This window comes from Pseudomonas sp. SW-3 (assembly GCF_016615645.1).
Lineage (GTDB): Bacteria > Pseudomonadota > Gammaproteobacteria > Pseudomonadales > Pseudomonadaceae > Aquipseudomonas > Aquipseudomonas mandelii.
On record NZ_CP067098.1, the window covers coordinates 1586556 to 1601879 of the forward strand.

A 15324-nucleotide genomic window follows, 5' to 3' on the forward strand; every position below is an offset into this window, starting at 1 on the left:
CGCTTCGTCGGATGATTTTTCGGCCGGTTCGGCGACAAGGTGACTGTATCAACGATTTAACAGTCTTTTTCTGTCCAGGGTTGCACAATGTCGCTTTCGCCCGGCTATAAATATTTGGAACTTTTGCCAAAGGCCCAAGATCAATAGACGGTGCCTGAAAAGAAGGACAGTGTCGGTTTCAGGAGGGGGACTTGCGTTTTGGTCCTGGCCAGTGAATCCGATGACAAGATTATTCGCGCAGCCGGGTCATGCCGAGCTGCGCTTTTCGTGCGTGCCAAAACAGAGCCCGCAGGAAACTTGCTTGGAGGGGGAGAACTTTTGCGAAAAGCCCGAGTCTATGTTTGCAAGTCTGGTCGTTTAGTTATGCAAGCCTCCTCCGAGCTTATCGAGGAGTGTTCATGCTAACCCAGGAAGAGGATCAGCAGCTCGTCGAGCGCGTTCAACGCGGCGACAAGCGGGCTTTCGATCTGCTAGTGCTGAAATACCAGCACAAAATTCTCGGGTTGATCGTGCGTTTCGTGCACGACACCCATGAAGCCCAGGATGTGGCACAGGAAGCCTTTATCAAGGCCTACCGCGCACTTGGAAACTTTCGCGGAGATAGCGCGTTTTATACGTGGCTTTACCGCATCGCCATCAACACGGCGAAGAATTATCTGGTTTCACGCGGCCGCCGGCCGCCGGATAGCGATGTCAGTTCCGAAGATGCAGAGTTCTACGATGGCGATCATGGCCTCAAGGATCTCGAGTCGCCAGAGCGTGCATTGCTGCGGGATGAGATCGAAGGCACCGTCCATCGAACCATTCAGCAACTGCCAGAAGATTTGCGTACAGCTTTAACTTTACGTGAATTCGATGGTCTGAGTTACGAGGACATTGCGGCAGTCATGCAATGTCCGGTGGGTACCGTGCGCTCCCGGATATTCCGCGCTCGGGAGGCCATCGATAAAGCCCTGCAGCCGTTGTTGCAGGAAAACTGAGACAGCGGCGATAGCCAAGAGAGGAACGCCATGAGTCGTGAAGCCCTGCAGGAATCGCTGTCCGCAGTGATGGATAACGAAGCGGACGAACTGGAATTGCGTCGGGTATTAAATGCCTTTGACGATGTAGAAACCCGTGAAACCTGGGCTCGTTATCAAATCGCTCGGGCAGTTATGCACAAGGATCTGCTGCTTCCTCGTCTGGACATCGCCGCGGCAGTTTCTGCTGCTTTGGCCGACGAAGCCGTACCGGCAAAAGCCTCCCGTGGTCCATGGCGCAGCCTGGGTCGACTGGCTGTCGCTGCTTCGGTGACCGTTGCCGTACTGGCAGGTGTGCGTTTGTACAACCAGGACGAGATCGCGGGTGTCGAACTTGCCCAGCAATCCAGTCAACCGGGTCTGGCCGTTCCTCAGGTCAAAGGTCCAGCTGTATTGGCAGGCTACAATGAGAGTTCGGAAGCCACTGGCCCTATGGCCAACGGCGTATTGCAAGGTCAACCAGGCTGGCACGATCAGCGTCTGCCAGGCTACTTGCGCCAACATGCTCAACAGGCTGCACTGAAAGGTACTGAGAGCGCTCTGCCTTACGCTCGTGCAGCAAGCCTGGAAAACCGTTAAGGAGGATCATGCGCGCCATACCTCTACTTTCGCTTCTGCTCGGTGGCTGGTTCATTGTTCCAGCCCACGCCGATGAAGCCCAGGACTGGTTGACCCGTCTTGGTCAGGCCGAGCAACAGCAAAGCTTTTACGGCACTTTCGTTTACGAGCGTAACGGTAGCTTTTCTACCCATAACATCTGGCACCGTGTCCAGGATGGCAAGGTCCGTGAGCGTTTACTGCAGCTCGACGGCTCAGCACAGGAAGTCGTTCGCATTGATGGGCATACTCAATGCGTCAGCGGCGTCCTGATAGCAGGGCTTGGGGACTCTCCCAACTCCGCTGCCCGTGCACTCGATCCACAAAAGTTGAAGAATTGGTATGAGCTTGCCGTCATTGGCAAGTCGCGTGTGGCTGGGCGTGCGGCAGTGATTATTTCATTGAAGCCACGTGACCAGCATCGCTACGGTTTTGAGCTGCACCTTGATAAGGAAACCGGCTTGCCGTTGAAGTCATTGCTACTGAATGACAAAGGGCAGTTGCTTGAGCGTTTCCAGTTCACCCAGCTGAATACCGACAACGTGCCGTCTGACCGCGACTTGCAGGCAGGCGACGATTGCAAGGTGGTCAAACTCGACAGCGACAAGGCTTCCGCCGTCAAGGCCGCCCAAGTCTGGCATTCGGACTGGCTCCCGCCCGGTTTCGAGCTGACCAGCAGCAGCACCCATAAAGATACGGAGACCAAAACCCAGGTCACCAGTCTGATGTACGACGATGGTCTGGCGCGGTTTTCGGTATTCCTTGAGCCGTTGAATGGTGCCACCGTTACCGACACCCGCACCCAGTTAGGCCCAACCGTTGCTGTTTCTCGGCGCTTGACGACCCCTCAAGGCGAGATGATGGTGACCGTGGTCGGTGAGATTCCGATAGGTACTGCTGAACGGATTGCGCTGTCCATGCGCTCCGATGCCACTGCAACCAAGTAGTGAGCTGATATCGAAATGTTTGGTGAGCATTTCAATTTGCAAAAAAACCTGAATTTTTCTATAGGTCAGAGCCTCACGGCTCTGGCCTTGTTTTGTTGTTCCCGGAACAAAAATACCGGCGTATCTTTCCCGGTGTTCCTTGCTCCATATCGCTTAACCATGCTCGTCGTAACGGGAGCCGTATGTCGATACCACGCTTGAAGTCTTATCTGTCCATTTTCGCCACCGTGCTGGTGCTCGGTCAGGCGGTCACTGCTCAAGCAGTTGAATTGCCTGACTTTACCCAGTTGGTCGAGCAGGCCTCGCCCGCGGTGGTGAACATCAGTACCACGCAAAAGCTGCCGGACCGCAGAGTGTCTGACCAGATGCCCGACCTTGAAGGCCTGCCACCCGCGCTGCGCGAGTTTTTCGAACGGGGCATGCCGCAACCGCGCTCGCCTCGCGGTGATCGCCAGCGTGAAGCGCAGTCCCTGGGCTCGGGCTTTATCATCTCGCCGGACGGCTACATCCTGACCAACAACCACGTGATCGCCGATGCCGACGAAATTCTCGTTCGTCTCTCCGACCGCAGTGAGTTGAAAGCCAAGCTGATAGGCACCGACCCACGTTCCGATGTGGCGCTGCTGAAAATCGAAGGCAAGGACCTGCCAGTCCTGAAACTGGGTAAATCCCAGGACCTGAAGGCCGGCCAATGGGTCGTAGCGATCGGCTCGCCGTTCGGCTTCGACCATACCGTGACCCAAGGCATCGTCAGCGCTGTCGGTCGTAGCCTGCCGAACGAAAATTATGTGCCGTTCATCCAGACCGACGTGCCCATCAACCCGGGTAACTCGGGTGGTCCGCTGTTCAACCTGGCCGGTGAAGTGGTCGGGATCAACTCGCAGATCTACACCCGCTCCGGTGGCTTCATGGGCGTATCGTTCGCGATCCCTATCGACGTGGCCCTGGACGTATCCAACCAGCTGAAAAGTGGCGGTAAAGTCAGCCGTGGCTGGTTGGGTGTGGTGATCCAGGAAGTGAGCAAGGATCTGGCCGAGTCGTTCGGTCTTGAGAAGCCGGCCGGTGCGCTGGTGGCTCAGATCCAGGAAGATGGCCCGGCTGCCAAGGGTGATCTGCAAGTCGGCGACGTGATCCTGAGCATGAACGGTCAGCCAATCGTCATGTCTGCCGATCTGCCGCACCTGGTGGGTGCACTCAAGGAAGGCGCGAAGGCCAACCTTGAAGTGATCCGCGACGGCAAGCGCAAGAATGTCGAACTGACGGTCGGCGCGATCCCTGACGAAGGTAAAGAGCTGGACTCGAAACTCAAGTCCGGTGTTGAAACCAACAGCAATCGTCTGGGCGTCGCCGTCGCCGATCTGACTGCTGAGCAGAAGAAAGCCTACGACCTCAAAGGTGGTGTGGTGATCAAGGAAGTTCAGGACGGTCCTGCATCGCTCATCGGCTTGCAGCCAAATGATGTGATCACTCACCTGAACAACCAGGCAATCAACGATAGCAAGGAGTTCGCTGAAATCGCCAAGGCACTGCCGAAGAATCGATCGGTGTCCATGCGAGTTCTGCGTCAAGGTCGTGCCAGCTTCATCACCTTCAAACTGGCTGAATAAACCGGTTGTCGGCTGAATGAAAAACCGCCTCGAAAGAGGCGGTTTTTTTGTGTCTGCGTTTTATGTTCCGCAAGCAGGTCAGCCCATCATGTCCTTGACCATCCGTTCCTGCTCCATCAACTCGCGTTGCCGGGCGTCGATACGCGACGACAACGGGAAGTTGGTGCCGGCCTTGCGCTTGGCGAAGTCCAGTTGCTGAATGGCCAGGCGATAGTCGCCAACCAGGGCGAAGTACTCCGCGCGAGCCTGATGCAGACCGATGATGTTGCCTGACAGGCCGCGAGTCTCGGCCACCTGATACCACACGTCCGGATCGTCCGGGCGCGACTTCAGCAGGCCTTCGAGCGCCTTTTCCGCATCGGCGGCGCGGTTTTGTTTCAGCAACAGATCGACACGCACCTGGTTCAATGGATAGTTGCCAGGGTACTGGGTGAGCATCCGGTCAACCCGTGTTTGAGCATCGGGCAGGCGATTGTTGGTGATATCCAGGTCGACCTGCGCCAGGTTGTAGATGATCTCGTTCGGTGATTTGGCCAGCAGCAGCTTGAGGTTCTCACGAGCTTCATTCAACTGGCCGCCCTTGATCTGGGCGATTGCCAGGCCATAACGAGCGACGTCATTTTTCGGGTTCTCGTCGAGCTGCGCGCGAAAGCGCTTGGCGCCCAAGCCTGGGGTTTCTTCGTAGACCAGCTGAACGCGTGCACGAATCAGCTGATAGCGCATGGTGTCTTCGACGCCGCCCGCTTTGGCCTGTTCGGCGCGGTTGCGGGTGTCGGCGATCCGCGATTCGGTCACCGGGTGAGTCAACAGGAATTCTGGTGGCTTGGCGTCAAAGCGGTATTGACGCATCAACCGCTCGAACATGGTCGGCATCGACCGCGGGTCATAACCGGCCTTTTCCAGATTGAGGATGCCGATACGGTCGGCTTCCTGTTCGTTCTGGCGCGAGAAACGTCGTTGTTCCTGAATCGCCGCCGCCTGAGTGCCCGCAATCGCCGCGATCCCGGCGTCACCGGCACCGGCAGCAGCAATGACGATCCCGGCCAACAGAGCCGCCATCATCGGCACTTGCATGCGCTGCTGGGCTTCCACGCCTCGGGCAAAGTGGCGTTGCGACAAGTGAGCCAATTCGTGCGCCAGTACCGAAGCGTATTCGCCCTCGGTCTGCGCATTGAGGAACAGACCGCCGTTGACCCCGACAATACCGCCCGGCGCCGCAAAGGCGTTGAGCTGCGGGCTGTTGATCAGGATGAACTCCAGGCGCCGGTCATTGACCTGGCTGGTTTCCACCAGGCGGTAAACGCTGGATTCGACGTAATCCTTGAGCTGCGGATCGTTGAGCTGCGAGACCTGGCTGCGCAACAGCGCGAGCCACGCACGGCCCAGTTGATATTCCTGTTGCGGCGAGACAATGGCAGAACTGGCGTCGCCGAGTGACGGCAAGTCGTCGGCGAAGCCCGGTGAGGCGAGCAGGCAAGCGAGCGTCAGCAGGGTAGGGCGCAAAAAAGTCATGCACAAAGCCTTAGTCGACAAAGACCTTACTGTAGCCGGACACTTGGCCCGGGACCAGATATTCTAGGCAACTCCACCACCTGACCCGGAGCGATGCAATGACCGATGCTGTAACCCATGACGCCGAACTGGATGCCAGTGGCCTGAATTGCCCGCTGCCATTGCTCAAGGCCAAGCTGGAGCTGAATCGACTGGCCAGTGGCGCGGTGCTCAAGGTCATCGCCACCGATGCGGGTTCCCAGCGCGACTTTCGCACCTTTGCCCGATTGGCCGGTCATACGCTGCTTCGCGAAGAAGATGAGGCGGGTGTTTACCGCTACTGGTTGAAAAAAGCCTGAAACCTGCTGCGTTCATTTCTAAGGAATATTGATGTTCAAGGTGTTACGCGACTGGATTCAGCGCTACTTTTCCGATGAAGAAGCCGTGGTGCTGGCGGTGCTGCTGTTTCTGGCCTTTACCGCCGTACTGACGTTGGGCGGCATGCTCGCGCCGGTGTTGGCCGGGATGGTGCTGGCGTATCTGATGCAGGGCCTGGTCGTTACCCTCGAACGCCTGCGCATGCCCGGTGGGGTCGCGGTGGGGTTGGTCTTCGCCTTGTTCATGGGCGTTTTGCTGGTGTTCATTATTGTCGTGGTGCCGTTGCTCTGGCATCAGTTGATCACGCTGTTCAACGAACTGCCCGGGATGCTGGCCAAGTGGCAATCGCTGCTGTTGCTTCTGCCAGAGCGCTATCCGCACCTGGTGTCGGACGAGCAGGTGTTGCAGGCCATCGAAGTGGCGCGGGGCGAGATCGGCAAGTTCGGTCAGTGGGCACTGACGTTCTCGCTGTCGAGTCTGCCTCTGCTGGTGAACATCATGATCTACCTGGTGCTGGTGCCGATCCTGGTGTTCTTCTTTCTCAAGGACCGCGAGATGATCGGTCAGTGGGTGCGCGGCTACCTGCCGCGTGAGCGGGCGCTGATTACCCGGGTTGCCCATGAGATGAACCGGCAGATCGCCAATTACATCCGCGGTAAAGTCATCGAGATTTTCATCTGCGGCGGTGTGACCTACATCGGGTTCGTCGTACTGGGGCTTAACTACGCGGCGTTGCTGGCATTGCTGGTGGGGGTGTCGGTGGTGGTGCCTTACGTTGGCGCAGTGGTGGTGACGGTGCCGGTCATGTTGATCGCGCTGTTCCAGTGGGGCTGGAGCGATCAGTTCATTTACCTGATGGCGGTCTACGGGATTATCCAGACGCTGGACGGGAATGTGCTGGTGCCGCTGCTGTTTTCGGAGGCGGTGAATTTGCATCCGGTGGCGATTATCTGTGCGGTGCTGTTGTTTGGCGGGTTGTGGGGATTCTGGGGGGTGTTCTTTGCGATTCCGCTGGCGACGCTGTTCAAGGCTGTGCTGGATGCCTGGCCGCGCAAGGAGCCGGTGGTGGCGCCGTTGCTTTAGCAGTCAGCCGGGATGAGGCCGTGGGGCAGGTGGCGGCTCCCGAGCAGGCCCGGCCCCACATCGGATCGCGTCAGGCTGGCCAACTCGGTCAACCGTGGGAGCGAGCCTGCTCGCGATAGCGTCCGAACAGACGACGATAAAACTCAGGCCTTGTTCAACGCCTGTGCAGCCGCCAACACCGCATCCACATGCCCTGGCACCTTCACACCGCGCCATTCCTGACGCAGCACTCCGTCCTTATCAATCAGGAATGTGCTGCGATCGACGCCCATGTATTCCTTGCCATACAGCTTCTTCAGCTTGATCACATCAAACAGCTGGCAGAGCGCTTCTTCCTTGTCGCTGATCAGCTCGAAGGTGAACGCTTGCTTGGCCTTGAAGTTCTCGTGGGATTTCAGGCTGTCACGCGAAACACCGAAGACTTCGGTGTTTGCTGCTTTAAAGGCGTCAAGCTGATCGCGAAAGCCCTGGCCCTGAGTGGTGCAGCCCGGCGTGCTGTCCTTCGGATAGAAGTAGATCACCACTTGCTTGCCTTTAAGGCCCGCGAGGCTGACGGTCTGTCCATTGGTGGCGGGTGCTTCGAAGTCGGCAACCGGTTGGTCGATGGCAACGGCCATGAAAGCTTCCTTACATTGGGTTTTGTGGGCGCCACGGTTCGATCAGTGCATCCAGGTTCAGCGCGTCGGCGAAATCCAGGAACTGATCACGCAACCAGCTGATCTGCACGCCGGCCGGCAAGGTCACGGTAAACGTGGCGTTGAGCATGGTGCCGCCGGTTTGCGGCGCCTGATACGTGTCGCAGGTCAGGTTTTCCAGCTCGACGTTGTGGTCCATGAAGAACTGGCACAGCTCGTTGATGATGTCCGAGCGATAGGCCGAGCTGACATAAGCGACGTAAGGCAAAGCCTGAGGACGATTCTCCAGCGCCGCGCTGCGCACCACGTTAACGGTGAATGCATGCTTCTTGGCAAGGCCCGGCAGGCTGCCTTCAAGGCGCGCCAGGGCGTCCCAGCTGCCGGAGATTTCGAGGATCAACGCGCTGCACTCGCCATGACGGGTCAGGCGAGAAGTGACCACGGCGCAGCGGTTTTCATGGCTGGCGCGGCACAGGACGTTAGTCAGCTCCATGGGGTTGGCGCCGAGGGCACTGATGACAAGGAATTGTTCGCGAACTGTGGGGGTGGACATGCAGCATTCCTAAAGCGATGAGCGGTCGATACTTTTACGGGCTTTTACTACCGGGGGCGAGCCTGCGGATGCGAATTCAAAAAACCCGGGCCGAAGGTTGCAACGTGCTCCATCAAGGCAGGAGCGAGGGGTGGCAACGCTGGATCGGGGCTTGTGATGCCGAAAATGGAGGCTCAAACCCGACGTGCGAGCTTATCAGTACCGATCAAAGCCTGAAGGGTAGCGAAAAGCAGCGCCAAGGGGAATGGCAGCAGCGCAGTACTTTGCTTGTACAAGCATCTTGGCGCCAGTACCATTACCGCTCTCTTTTTCCGGCAGGAGCGGTTGCATGATTGCGGGCAGTATGGTGGCACTGGTCACACCCATGGATGCACAAGGTCGTCTCGACTGGGACAGCCTGAGCAAACTGGTGGACTTTCACCTGCAGAACGGCACCCACGCGATCGTGGCCGTCGGCACTACAGGTGAATCGGCCACCCTTGACGTGAACGAGCACATCGAAGTGATTCGTTACGTGGTGAAGCAGGTGGCAGGGCGCATTCCGGTGATCGCCGGTACCGGCGCCAACTCGACGCGCGAAGCCATCGAGCTGACCACCAATGCGAAGACCGCCGGCGCCGATGCTTGCCTGCTGGTTACGCCGTACTACAACAAGCCGACCCAGGAAGGCTTGTACCAGCACTTTAAGGCCATCGCCGAAGCCGTCGACATCCCGCAGATCCTGTACAACGTGCCGGGCCGTACCGCCTGCGACATGCTGACCGAAACCGTGATCCGCCTGTCGACCGTGAAAAACATTATCGGCATCAAGGAAGCCACCGGCGACCTGGCCCGCGCCAAAGCCATCATCGACGGCGTCAGCAAAGACTTCCTGGTGCTGTCCGGTGACGACGCCACCGCAGTCGAGCTGATCCTGCTCGGCGGCAAAGGCAACATCTCGGTCACCGCCAACGTCGCCCCGCGCGACATGAGCGACCTGTGCAACGCTGCCCTGAAAGGCGACGCCGTCACGGCCCGCGCGATTCACGAAAAGCTGATGCCGCTCAATAAAACCCTGTTTATCGAATCCAACCCTATCCCCGTGAAATGGGCGCTGCATGAAATGGGCCTGATGCCGGACGGTATCCGTCTGCCGCTCACCTGGCTCAGCGCTGCCTGTCACGAACCGCTGCGGCAGGCCATGCGCCAGTCCGGCGTACTGGTTTAATTGAGGAAGCACTACGCATGAAGCGATTGGCCGGACTTTCCGCACTTGCCTTGATTATCTCCAGCACCAGTGGCTGTGGATGGGTCTGGGGCCCGGAAGGTTATTTCCGTGACCGTGGTAGCGATTACCTGGAAGCGCAACAGACTGCACCTATGCAACTGCCAACGGATGTCAGCACCGCCAAGCGTCTGGATCCGCTGCTGCCGATCCCGCGCAACGTGGCTGATGACACCGCCAAAGGCGAATACATCGTGCCGCGTCCGCAGCCACTGACGGCATCGGCTGACGCCAGCGCCTACTCGCTGCAGAAGAGCGGTGATTCGCGCTCGATCCTGGCCCAGAATCCACCCGCCGAAGCCTGGCCAGTGGCGATACAGTTCTTCCAGGACAACGGTTTCCGCCTGGACGAACAGAAGCCGCAAACCGGTGAATTCACCACCACCTGGCAGCGTTCCGACGAACTGTCGGCAGCGATGGCCAAGCGCCTGAGTTCCGCCGGCGTCAGCACCGACAGCGAAACCCGCGTTCGAGTGCGTATCGAGCCGGGCGTTCAGCGCAACACCAGCGAAATCTACGTGGTCAGCGCCGAGCGTCCTGCCGGCAGCACCGCCGACGTGGCCTTCACCAACCGTTCGGTCAACACTGGCCTGGACGCGGCACTGGTCGACGACATGCTCGCGAGCATGAGCCGCATCTCGGAAAAGGGCGGTTCGGTTTCCATGCTGGCTTCGCGTGATTTCGATACGCCGAGTCGTGTCAGCCTGAGCGAAGACGGCAGCGGCAACCCGGTTCTGAACGTCGGCAATGACCTGGATCGTGCCTGGTCGAGCGTTGGTCGTGCGCTGGAACAGGGCGAATGGCGCGTTGAAGACATCAACCGCAGCCTGGGCCTGTACTACATCAATCTCTCCGAAAAAGCCGAGAAAAAAGACGAGAAGCCTGGCTTCTTCAGCAGCCTGTTCGGCAGCGCGCCGAGCAAGGAAGAAGTTGAAGCCCGTGCCGAGCGTTATCAGGTTCGCCTGAGCAAGGTAGGCGAGAACGTCCAGGTCACCGTCGAGAAAAACATCAACACCGTGGCGCCGGCAGAAGTGGCGCGCAAAGTGTTGAGCGTGATTCAGGACAACCTGGGCTGATCACATGCGTTTTGCCGTTCTCGGCAGCGGTAGCCAAGGGAACGGCACGCTGATAGCCAGCGCTGATACGTATGTGCTGGTGGATTGTGGTTTCTCCTTGCGGGAAACCGAAAAACGCCTGCTGCGCCTGGGTGTGAACCCTGCGCAGTTGAGCGCGATACTCGTGACCCACGAACATGCCGACCACGTGCATGGCGTGGGTTTGCTGTCTCGGCGCTACAATCTGCCTGTCTACCTCAGTCGCGGGACCCTGCGCGGGATGCGCAAACCGATTGAACCGGCTGGCCTTCTGGCTGGCGGCGAGCAACTGCAGATCGGCGCACTGAGCATCGGCGTCATTGCCGTGGCCCACGATGCACAGGAACCGACGCAGTACGTTTTCAGCGACGGTGAGCGGCGCTTTGGCCTGCTGACCGATCTGGGCTCGTATTGCAACAAGGTGCTGGACGGCTATCGGGACCTCGATGCGCTGATGATCGAGTCCAACCATTGCCGTGACATGCTCGCTCGCGGTCACTACCCGTACTTTCTGAAGCAGCGGGTGGGCGGTGAACTGGGACATCTGAACAACCACCAGGCGGCATTCCTGGTGTCTGAGTTGGGCTGGCAAGGCCTGCAACACCTGGTCCTGGCCCATCTGAGCAGCAAGAACAACCTGCCGCAGCTGGCCCGGCAATGTTTTGTCGACACCCTCGGGTGCGACCCGGACTGGCTGCAACTGGCCGATCAAGATTCAGGGCTCGACTGGCGACACATCGCCTAGCCCACCTACTTAGCAAGCGGAGCCCATCATGGAAAAACGTGAAGAACTCTACCGCGGCAAAGCCAAATCGGTTTTCAAGACCGACGACGCTGACCGCTTGATCCTGCTGTTTCGCAACGACACCTCGGCGTTCGACGGCAAACGTATCGAGCAGCTCGACCGCAAAGGCATGGTGAACAACAAGTTCAACGCCTTCATCATGCAGAAACTCGAAGCCGCCGGCGTGCCGACCCAGTTCGACAAACTGCTGGGCGACAACGAATGCCTGGTGAAGAAGCTCGACATGATCCCGGTCGAGTGCGTCGTGCGTAACTACGCCGCCGGCAGCCTGGTCAAGCGCCTGGGCGTCGAAGAAGGCATGAAGCTCAACCCTTACACCTTCGAACTGTTCCTGAAGGACGACGCCAAGGGCGACCCGTTCATCAACGAATCCCACGTCGTGGCCTTCGGTTGGGGCACCGCCGAGCAACTGGTTCGCATGAAAGAACTGTCGCTCAAGGTCAACGAAGTCCTGAGCAAACTGTTCGACGACGCCGGCCTGCTGCTGGTCGACTTCAAACTCGAATTCGGCGTGTTCTCCGACGGTTCTATCGTCCTGGGCGACGAATTCAGCCCGGACGGCTGCCGCCTGTGGGACAAGGCCACCGGCAAGAAAATGGACAAAGACCGCTTCCGCCAGGGCCTCGGTGACGTTATCGAAGCCTACGAAGAAGTCGCCAATCGTCTGGGCGTACCGCTTTAATCGACGCAAGCATCTGATAGCACGGAAAAATTTCGCTTAGGGGGTTCGCTTCCGGCGAAAGTGTTGTTATGATGCGCGCCGTTGGAGAGATGCCAGAGTGGCCGAATGGGACGGATTCGAAATCCGTTGTACCTTCACCGGTACCTAGGGTTCGAATCCCTATCTCTCCGCCATACAAATGAAAGCCCCGTAGATCAAGGTCTACGGGGCTTTTTTGTTTTTCGATTGTACTACTCTGTTGTACTACTGCCTGCTCGTTACTCAGTGTAGAAAATCGGCGAGGCAGTCGAGCCCTGCATGATCTGGATTGAGTGAGTGCAGTCGCTGCGAGCCACGTAACTCTCGCTGCTTCGGGCGATAGCCTTGGCGTTACTGGCGTAGTAAATCCAGTACCACTGCCCCGAATTGTCTTTCTTCTCCCAATAGCATGGATATGTAACGTCTGCCATGTTGGTGTTTCCCTTCGCCCATTATTTAAGTCCGTAAGGTTAGCTGGGGTCGGGGGGATGGCAAGGTGCTACCACCATTCCTACATGGACGCGTTCAGCTTTCAATGTGGATGCTCGTCACAGCGGGTCACTCGCCAGCAGCATCCCTATCACCCTGCCGTGGCACCCGAATCTCGGCCAGCGTAAGCTCCTACTAACGGTAAGGGTGGATATGAAGCGATGATCAAAGACTACTTGAGGGAAGAATTCGACAGGTTTGTTTCGAAGGTGGCGCAGCTGCATCAGCACAAGGCTCAAGTCAACAAGATATACACCGAGCAACACCAGTCGATCCAGAAGTTTCACGACCAGCTTCCAGACTGGGCGCTTGAATCTCAATACGGGATCAAGCACTACTTTCATTTCAGGTCGCCATCCACCGGCGAAGATCTCTCGCATGATTCCCCGCCATTATCTCTGGAGGATCGGCTTGAGTTAAACGTGCTTCAGAAATTGAAAACTTATCAGTGGCTGCTTGTGGAAGCATACGAAGCCTTTGAAGACTTCCTTGAAAGGGCATACGCATACTGTGGCCTTGCTGGGATTAGCATATGGGTGCGTCCAGTCAATTGGAGTCACGAGGGTTCCAATGACATCAAGCACTACCACCAACTTCCTACACCCAAGGACCGGAAACCGTATGCACAGCTTCAGGCATTCCGGCGGGCATCGAAGCATTTCGAGCGTTATGAATCCGAGAACCCAACAGGGGCGAATTACCGGGTGATACTTGTGCTGATCGAGAAGTTGAGGCACTTCATCGTGCACGATGGAGGTTACTACAGCGACGCCGGTACTCTCGCAGGCAAGGTACAGCGAGAGTTGCCGGGCATGGACATAAAAAGCGTGATGGGGTTCGTGAACTCATTCTTCATACCACACGCCCACAGCCAGATTGTGGACTTGCTGGAATACCCAGCAGAGCCTAAATCGGATAAGCCGTTAGGTACGTTCCATGACCCGATGCTTGGGTTCTTCAGGAACCTCATTGAGTATGGCCTTCTGATTTTCGAAACGATCCAAATGCAGCGTGAAGCCGAAAAGCGATAAGAAGGTGACTTTATGGCGAAAACCACCGCCGCCCGGAGAGACCTTGCATCCGAACTACTCCGAATCTCGCTAGCAGAAATAATGGCCGGGGCGGAAGTCGGCCTGAACACGCCTCAAGGACGCGCAGCTTGAAAACACTATTAGTGGTGGCATGGGTTGGGATTTTCTGTAGCGGATCGGTCGTCGCTGGCTTCACTGGCGGGAATGCTCTGCTCGCACAGTGCCAAGGCGTGCTTCCTTATGTTACTGGCGGCGAAATCAAGGGTGGCCCAACTGTCGCTGAAGGAATGTGCGTAGGGCTCGTTGAAGGGGTTCTGAAAACAATGCAGAGCTTGAATGGCCACCTTCCGAACGAGTTTAAAACATGCTTTCCTGAAAGGTCTGTGTAGTGGTCTAATGAAACCGGACACCCATTTAGGCGAGAATGCTCGCCAGATCGAGGTGTCAGATGACTAAACAACGCCGCTCCTTTACTCCTGAATTCAAGCGCGAGGCTGCCGACCTTGTGCTCAAACAAAACTACAGCTACATCGAAGCCAGCCGTTCACTCGGCATTGGTGAATCGGCATTGCGCCGCTGGGTTGACCAGATTCAGAAAGAACATAAAGGCGTCACCCCGCAGAGCAAGGCACTGACTCCGGAACAGCAAAAAATTCAGGAGCTGGAAGCCCGGATTGCTCGGCTTGAGCGAGAGAAATCAATACTAAAAAAGGCTACCGCGCTCTTGATGTCGGAAGATCACGAGCGTTCGCGCTGATTGACCAGTTGAGGGCACATGAGCCGGTTGATTGGCTGTGCAAGGTGTTTGACGTCACTCGCTCGTGTTACTACGCCCAGCGCCTGCGGCGCCGCACGCCGGATGTTGAACGGCTTCGATTGCGTAGTCGCGTCAGTGAGCTGTTCTCGCAAAGTCGCAGCTCTGCGGGCAGTCGCAGCATCCTGTCGCTGATGCGTGAAGACGGTGAGCAACTCGGTCGATTCAAAGTGCGTAGCTTGATGCGCGAGCTTGATTTAGTCAGCAAACAACCCGGCTCCCATGCCTACAAACGAGCAACAGTAGAAAGACTGGATATCCCGAACACATTGAACCGCGAGTTCGACGTGCCAGCGCCCAATCAAGTCTGGTGCGGCGATATCACCTACATTTGGGCGCAAGGAAAGTGGCATTACCTGGCTGTCGTCCTGGATCTTTGTACGCGTCGGATCGTGGGCTGGGCGCTGTCGGAAAAGCCAGACGCTGAGCTGGTGATCAAAGCGCTGGATATGGCTTACGAGCAGCGTGGCAGGCCTTCGGATCTGCTATTCCACTCGGACCAGGGATCGCAATATGCAAGCCGACTCTTTCGCCAGCGGTTGTGGCGATACCGCATGCGCCAGAGCATGAGTCGACGAGGAAACTGCTGGGATAACGCACCGATGGAGCGCGTATTTCGCAGCTTGAAAACAGAATGGATACCGACCGTGGGCTATCGAACTGCGCAGGAAGCACAGCGCGATATCAGCCATTTTTTGATGCATCGCTACAACTGGATTCGGCCTCACCAATTCAACGAGGGGTTGGCACCAGCGCGGGCCGAGGAAAAACTTAACGTCGTGTCCGGGATTAGTTGACCACTACACTGTAACACTAG

Annotated in this window: 16 protein-coding genes and 1 tRNA gene; 13 read left to right on the forward strand and 4 right to left on the reverse strand. The window is 57.5% G+C overall.

Annotated features, from left to right (window positions below; genetic code table 11):
• The first annotated feature begins 398 nt into the window (after nucleotides 1–398).
• From rpoE to JIO00_RS07120, 4 genes are all read left to right on the forward strand, one after another.
• Nucleotides 399–980, forward strand: a complete 582-nt coding sequence (gene rpoE, locus JIO00_RS07105) for an RNA polymerase sigma factor RpoE (RefSeq protein WP_007944079.1) — start codon at nucleotides 399–401, stop codon at nucleotides 978–980.
• Nucleotides 981–1010: 30 nt separating this feature from the next.
• Nucleotides 1011–1598, forward strand: coding sequence for a sigma-E factor negative regulatory protein (locus tag JIO00_RS07110; protein WP_077749615.1), 588 nt, complete (start codon nucleotides 1011–1013; stop codon nucleotides 1596–1598).
• 8 nt (nucleotides 1599–1606) lie between these two features.
• On the forward strand, nucleotides 1607–2563 hold the full coding sequence (locus tag JIO00_RS07115) for a MucB/RseB C-terminal domain-containing protein (protein WP_077749616.1): 957 nt from the start codon (nucleotides 1607–1609) through the stop codon (nucleotides 2561–2563).
• 188 nt (nucleotides 2564–2751) lie between these two features.
• Nucleotides 2752–4170, forward strand: coding sequence for a DegQ family serine endoprotease (locus JIO00_RS07120; RefSeq protein ID WP_370654422.1), 1419 nt, complete (start codon nucleotides 2752–2754; stop codon nucleotides 4168–4170).
• Nucleotides 4171–4248: 78 nt separating this feature from the next.
• Here the strand turns inward: JIO00_RS07120 and JIO00_RS07125 are convergent, their stop codons facing one another.
• Nucleotides 4249–5682, reverse strand: coding sequence for a M48 family metalloprotease (locus tag JIO00_RS07125; protein WP_200667874.1), 1434 nt, complete (start codon nucleotides 5680–5682; stop codon nucleotides 4249–4251).
• Nucleotides 5683–5780: 98 nt separating this feature from the next.
• Between JIO00_RS07125 and JIO00_RS07130 the strand changes: the two genes are divergently transcribed.
• The gene (locus JIO00_RS07130) at nucleotides 5781–6020 is read left to right on the forward strand and encodes a sulfurtransferase TusA family protein (protein WP_007898654.1); all 240 of its coding nucleotides are present in this window, start codon (nucleotides 5781–5783) and stop codon (nucleotides 6018–6020) included.
• Between the two features lie 31 nt (nucleotides 6021–6051).
• Nucleotides 6052–7122: an AI-2E family transporter gene (locus tag JIO00_RS07135; protein ID WP_010462259.1), complete on the forward strand. Its 1071-nt coding sequence runs from the start codon at nucleotides 6052–6054 to the stop codon at nucleotides 7120–7122.
• Between the two features lie 143 nt (nucleotides 7123–7265).
• Here the strand turns inward: JIO00_RS07135 and JIO00_RS07140 are convergent, their stop codons facing one another.
• On the reverse strand, nucleotides 7266–7739 hold the full coding sequence (locus tag JIO00_RS07140) for a peroxiredoxin (protein WP_010462257.1): 474 nt from the start codon (nucleotides 7737–7739) through the stop codon (nucleotides 7266–7268).
• A gap of 10 nt (nucleotides 7740–7749) precedes the next feature.
• The gene (locus tag JIO00_RS07145) at nucleotides 7750–8310 is read right to left on the reverse strand and encodes a glycine cleavage system protein R (protein ID WP_010462255.1); all 561 of its coding nucleotides are present in this window, start codon (nucleotides 8308–8310) and stop codon (nucleotides 7750–7752) included.
• 328 nt (nucleotides 8311–8638) lie between these two features.
• Between JIO00_RS07145 and dapA the strand changes: the two genes are divergently transcribed.
• From dapA to JIO00_RS07170, 5 genes are all read left to right on the forward strand, one after another.
• The gene (gene dapA / locus JIO00_RS07150; protein WP_010462253.1) at nucleotides 8639–9517 is read left to right on the forward strand and encodes a 4-hydroxy-tetrahydrodipicolinate synthase; all 879 of its coding nucleotides are present in this window, start codon (nucleotides 8639–8641) and stop codon (nucleotides 9515–9517) included.
• Nucleotides 9518–9534: 17 nt separating this feature from the next.
• Complete coding sequence (bamC, locus tag JIO00_RS07155) at nucleotides 9535–10650, forward strand: outer membrane protein assembly factor BamC (RefSeq protein WP_077749619.1); 1116 nt, start codon at nucleotides 9535–9537, stop codon at nucleotides 10648–10650.
• A gap of 4 nt (nucleotides 10651–10654) precedes the next feature.
• Nucleotides 10655–11413 carry an MBL fold metallo-hydrolase gene (locus JIO00_RS07160; protein ID WP_008153089.1) on the forward strand — a complete coding sequence of 253 codons (759 nt, stop codon included), beginning with the start codon at nucleotides 10655–10657 and terminating at the stop codon, nucleotides 11411–11413.
• 28 nt (nucleotides 11414–11441) lie between these two features.
• Nucleotides 11442–12155, forward strand: coding sequence for a phosphoribosylaminoimidazolesuccinocarboxamide synthase (gene purC, locus JIO00_RS07165; RefSeq protein WP_008034929.1), 714 nt, complete (start codon nucleotides 11442–11444; stop codon nucleotides 12153–12155).
• A gap of 83 nt (nucleotides 12156–12238) precedes the next feature.
• Nucleotides 12239–12328, forward strand: a tRNA-Ser gene (locus JIO00_RS07170).
• Between the two features lie 84 nt (nucleotides 12329–12412).
• Here the strand turns inward: JIO00_RS07170 and JIO00_RS07175 are convergent.
• Nucleotides 12413–12604, reverse strand: a complete 192-nt coding sequence (locus JIO00_RS07175; RefSeq protein ID WP_200667875.1) for a DUF1508 domain-containing protein — start codon at nucleotides 12602–12604, stop codon at nucleotides 12413–12415.
• A gap of 219 nt (nucleotides 12605–12823) precedes the next feature.
• Here JIO00_RS07175 and JIO00_RS07180 point away from each other — a divergent pair, with 219 nt between their 5' ends.
• Both JIO00_RS07180 and JIO00_RS07185 read left to right on the forward strand, forming a co-directional pair.
• Nucleotides 12824–13693, forward strand: coding sequence for a hypothetical protein (locus tag JIO00_RS07180; RefSeq protein WP_200667876.1), 870 nt, complete (start codon nucleotides 12824–12826; stop codon nucleotides 13691–13693).
• A gap of 448 nt (nucleotides 13694–14141) precedes the next feature.
• Nucleotides 14142–15304, forward strand: a protein-coding gene (locus JIO00_RS07185; RefSeq protein ID WP_200666142.1) for an IS3 family transposase whose coding sequence is annotated in 2 segments (ribosomal slippage) — nucleotides 14142–14397 and nucleotides 14397–15304 — 1164 coding nt in all. Because the reading frame shifts where the segments join, the coding sequence is not laid out codon by codon here.
• Nucleotides 15305–15324: the final 20 nt, after the last annotated feature.

What these genes read in the sequence shown, in the direction of transcription:
- rpoE (WP_007944079.1), top strand. Translation starts at nt 399, where the DNA reads ATGCTAACCCAGGAAGAGGATCAGCAGCTCGTCGAGCGCGTTCAACGC.
- JIO00_RS07110 (WP_077749615.1), top strand. Translation starts at nt 1,011, where the DNA reads ATGAGTCGTGAAGCCCTGCAGGAATCGCTGTCCGCAGTGATGGATAAC.
- JIO00_RS07115 (WP_077749616.1), top strand. Translation starts at nt 1,607, where the DNA reads ATGCGCGCCATACCTCTACTTTCGCTTCTGCTCGGTGGCTGGTTCATT.
- JIO00_RS07125 (WP_200667874.1), bottom strand. Translation starts at nt 5,682, where the DNA reads ATGACTTTTTTGCGCCCTACCCTGCTGACGCTCGCTTGCCTGCTCGCC.
- JIO00_RS07130 (WP_007898654.1), top strand. Translation starts at nt 5,781, where the DNA reads ATGACCGATGCTGTAACCCATGACGCCGAACTGGATGCCAGTGGCCTG.
- JIO00_RS07135 (WP_010462259.1), top strand. Translation starts at nt 6,052, where the DNA reads ATGTTCAAGGTGTTACGCGACTGGATTCAGCGCTACTTTTCCGATGAA.
- JIO00_RS07140 (WP_010462257.1), bottom strand. Translation starts at nt 7,739, where the DNA reads ATGGCCGTTGCCATCGACCAACCGGTTGCCGACTTCGAAGCACCCGCC.
- JIO00_RS07145 (WP_010462255.1), bottom strand. Translation starts at nt 8,310, where the DNA reads ATGTCCACCCCCACAGTTCGCGAACAATTCCTTGTCATCAGTGCCCTC.
- dapA (WP_010462253.1), top strand. Translation starts at nt 8,639, where the DNA reads ATGATTGCGGGCAGTATGGTGGCACTGGTCACACCCATGGATGCACAA.
- bamC (WP_077749619.1), top strand. Translation starts at nt 9,535, where the DNA reads ATGAAGCGATTGGCCGGACTTTCCGCACTTGCCTTGATTATCTCCAGC.
- JIO00_RS07160 (WP_008153089.1), top strand. Translation starts at nt 10,655, where the DNA reads ATGCGTTTTGCCGTTCTCGGCAGCGGTAGCCAAGGGAACGGCACGCTG.
- purC (WP_008034929.1), top strand. Translation starts at nt 11,442, where the DNA reads ATGGAAAAACGTGAAGAACTCTACCGCGGCAAAGCCAAATCGGTTTTC.
- JIO00_RS07175 (WP_200667875.1), bottom strand. Translation starts at nt 12,604, where the DNA reads ATGGCAGACGTTACATATCCATGCTATTGGGAGAAGAAAGACAATTCG.
- JIO00_RS07180 (WP_200667876.1), top strand. Translation starts at nt 12,824, where the DNA reads ATGATCAAAGACTACTTGAGGGAAGAATTCGACAGGTTTGTTTCGAAG.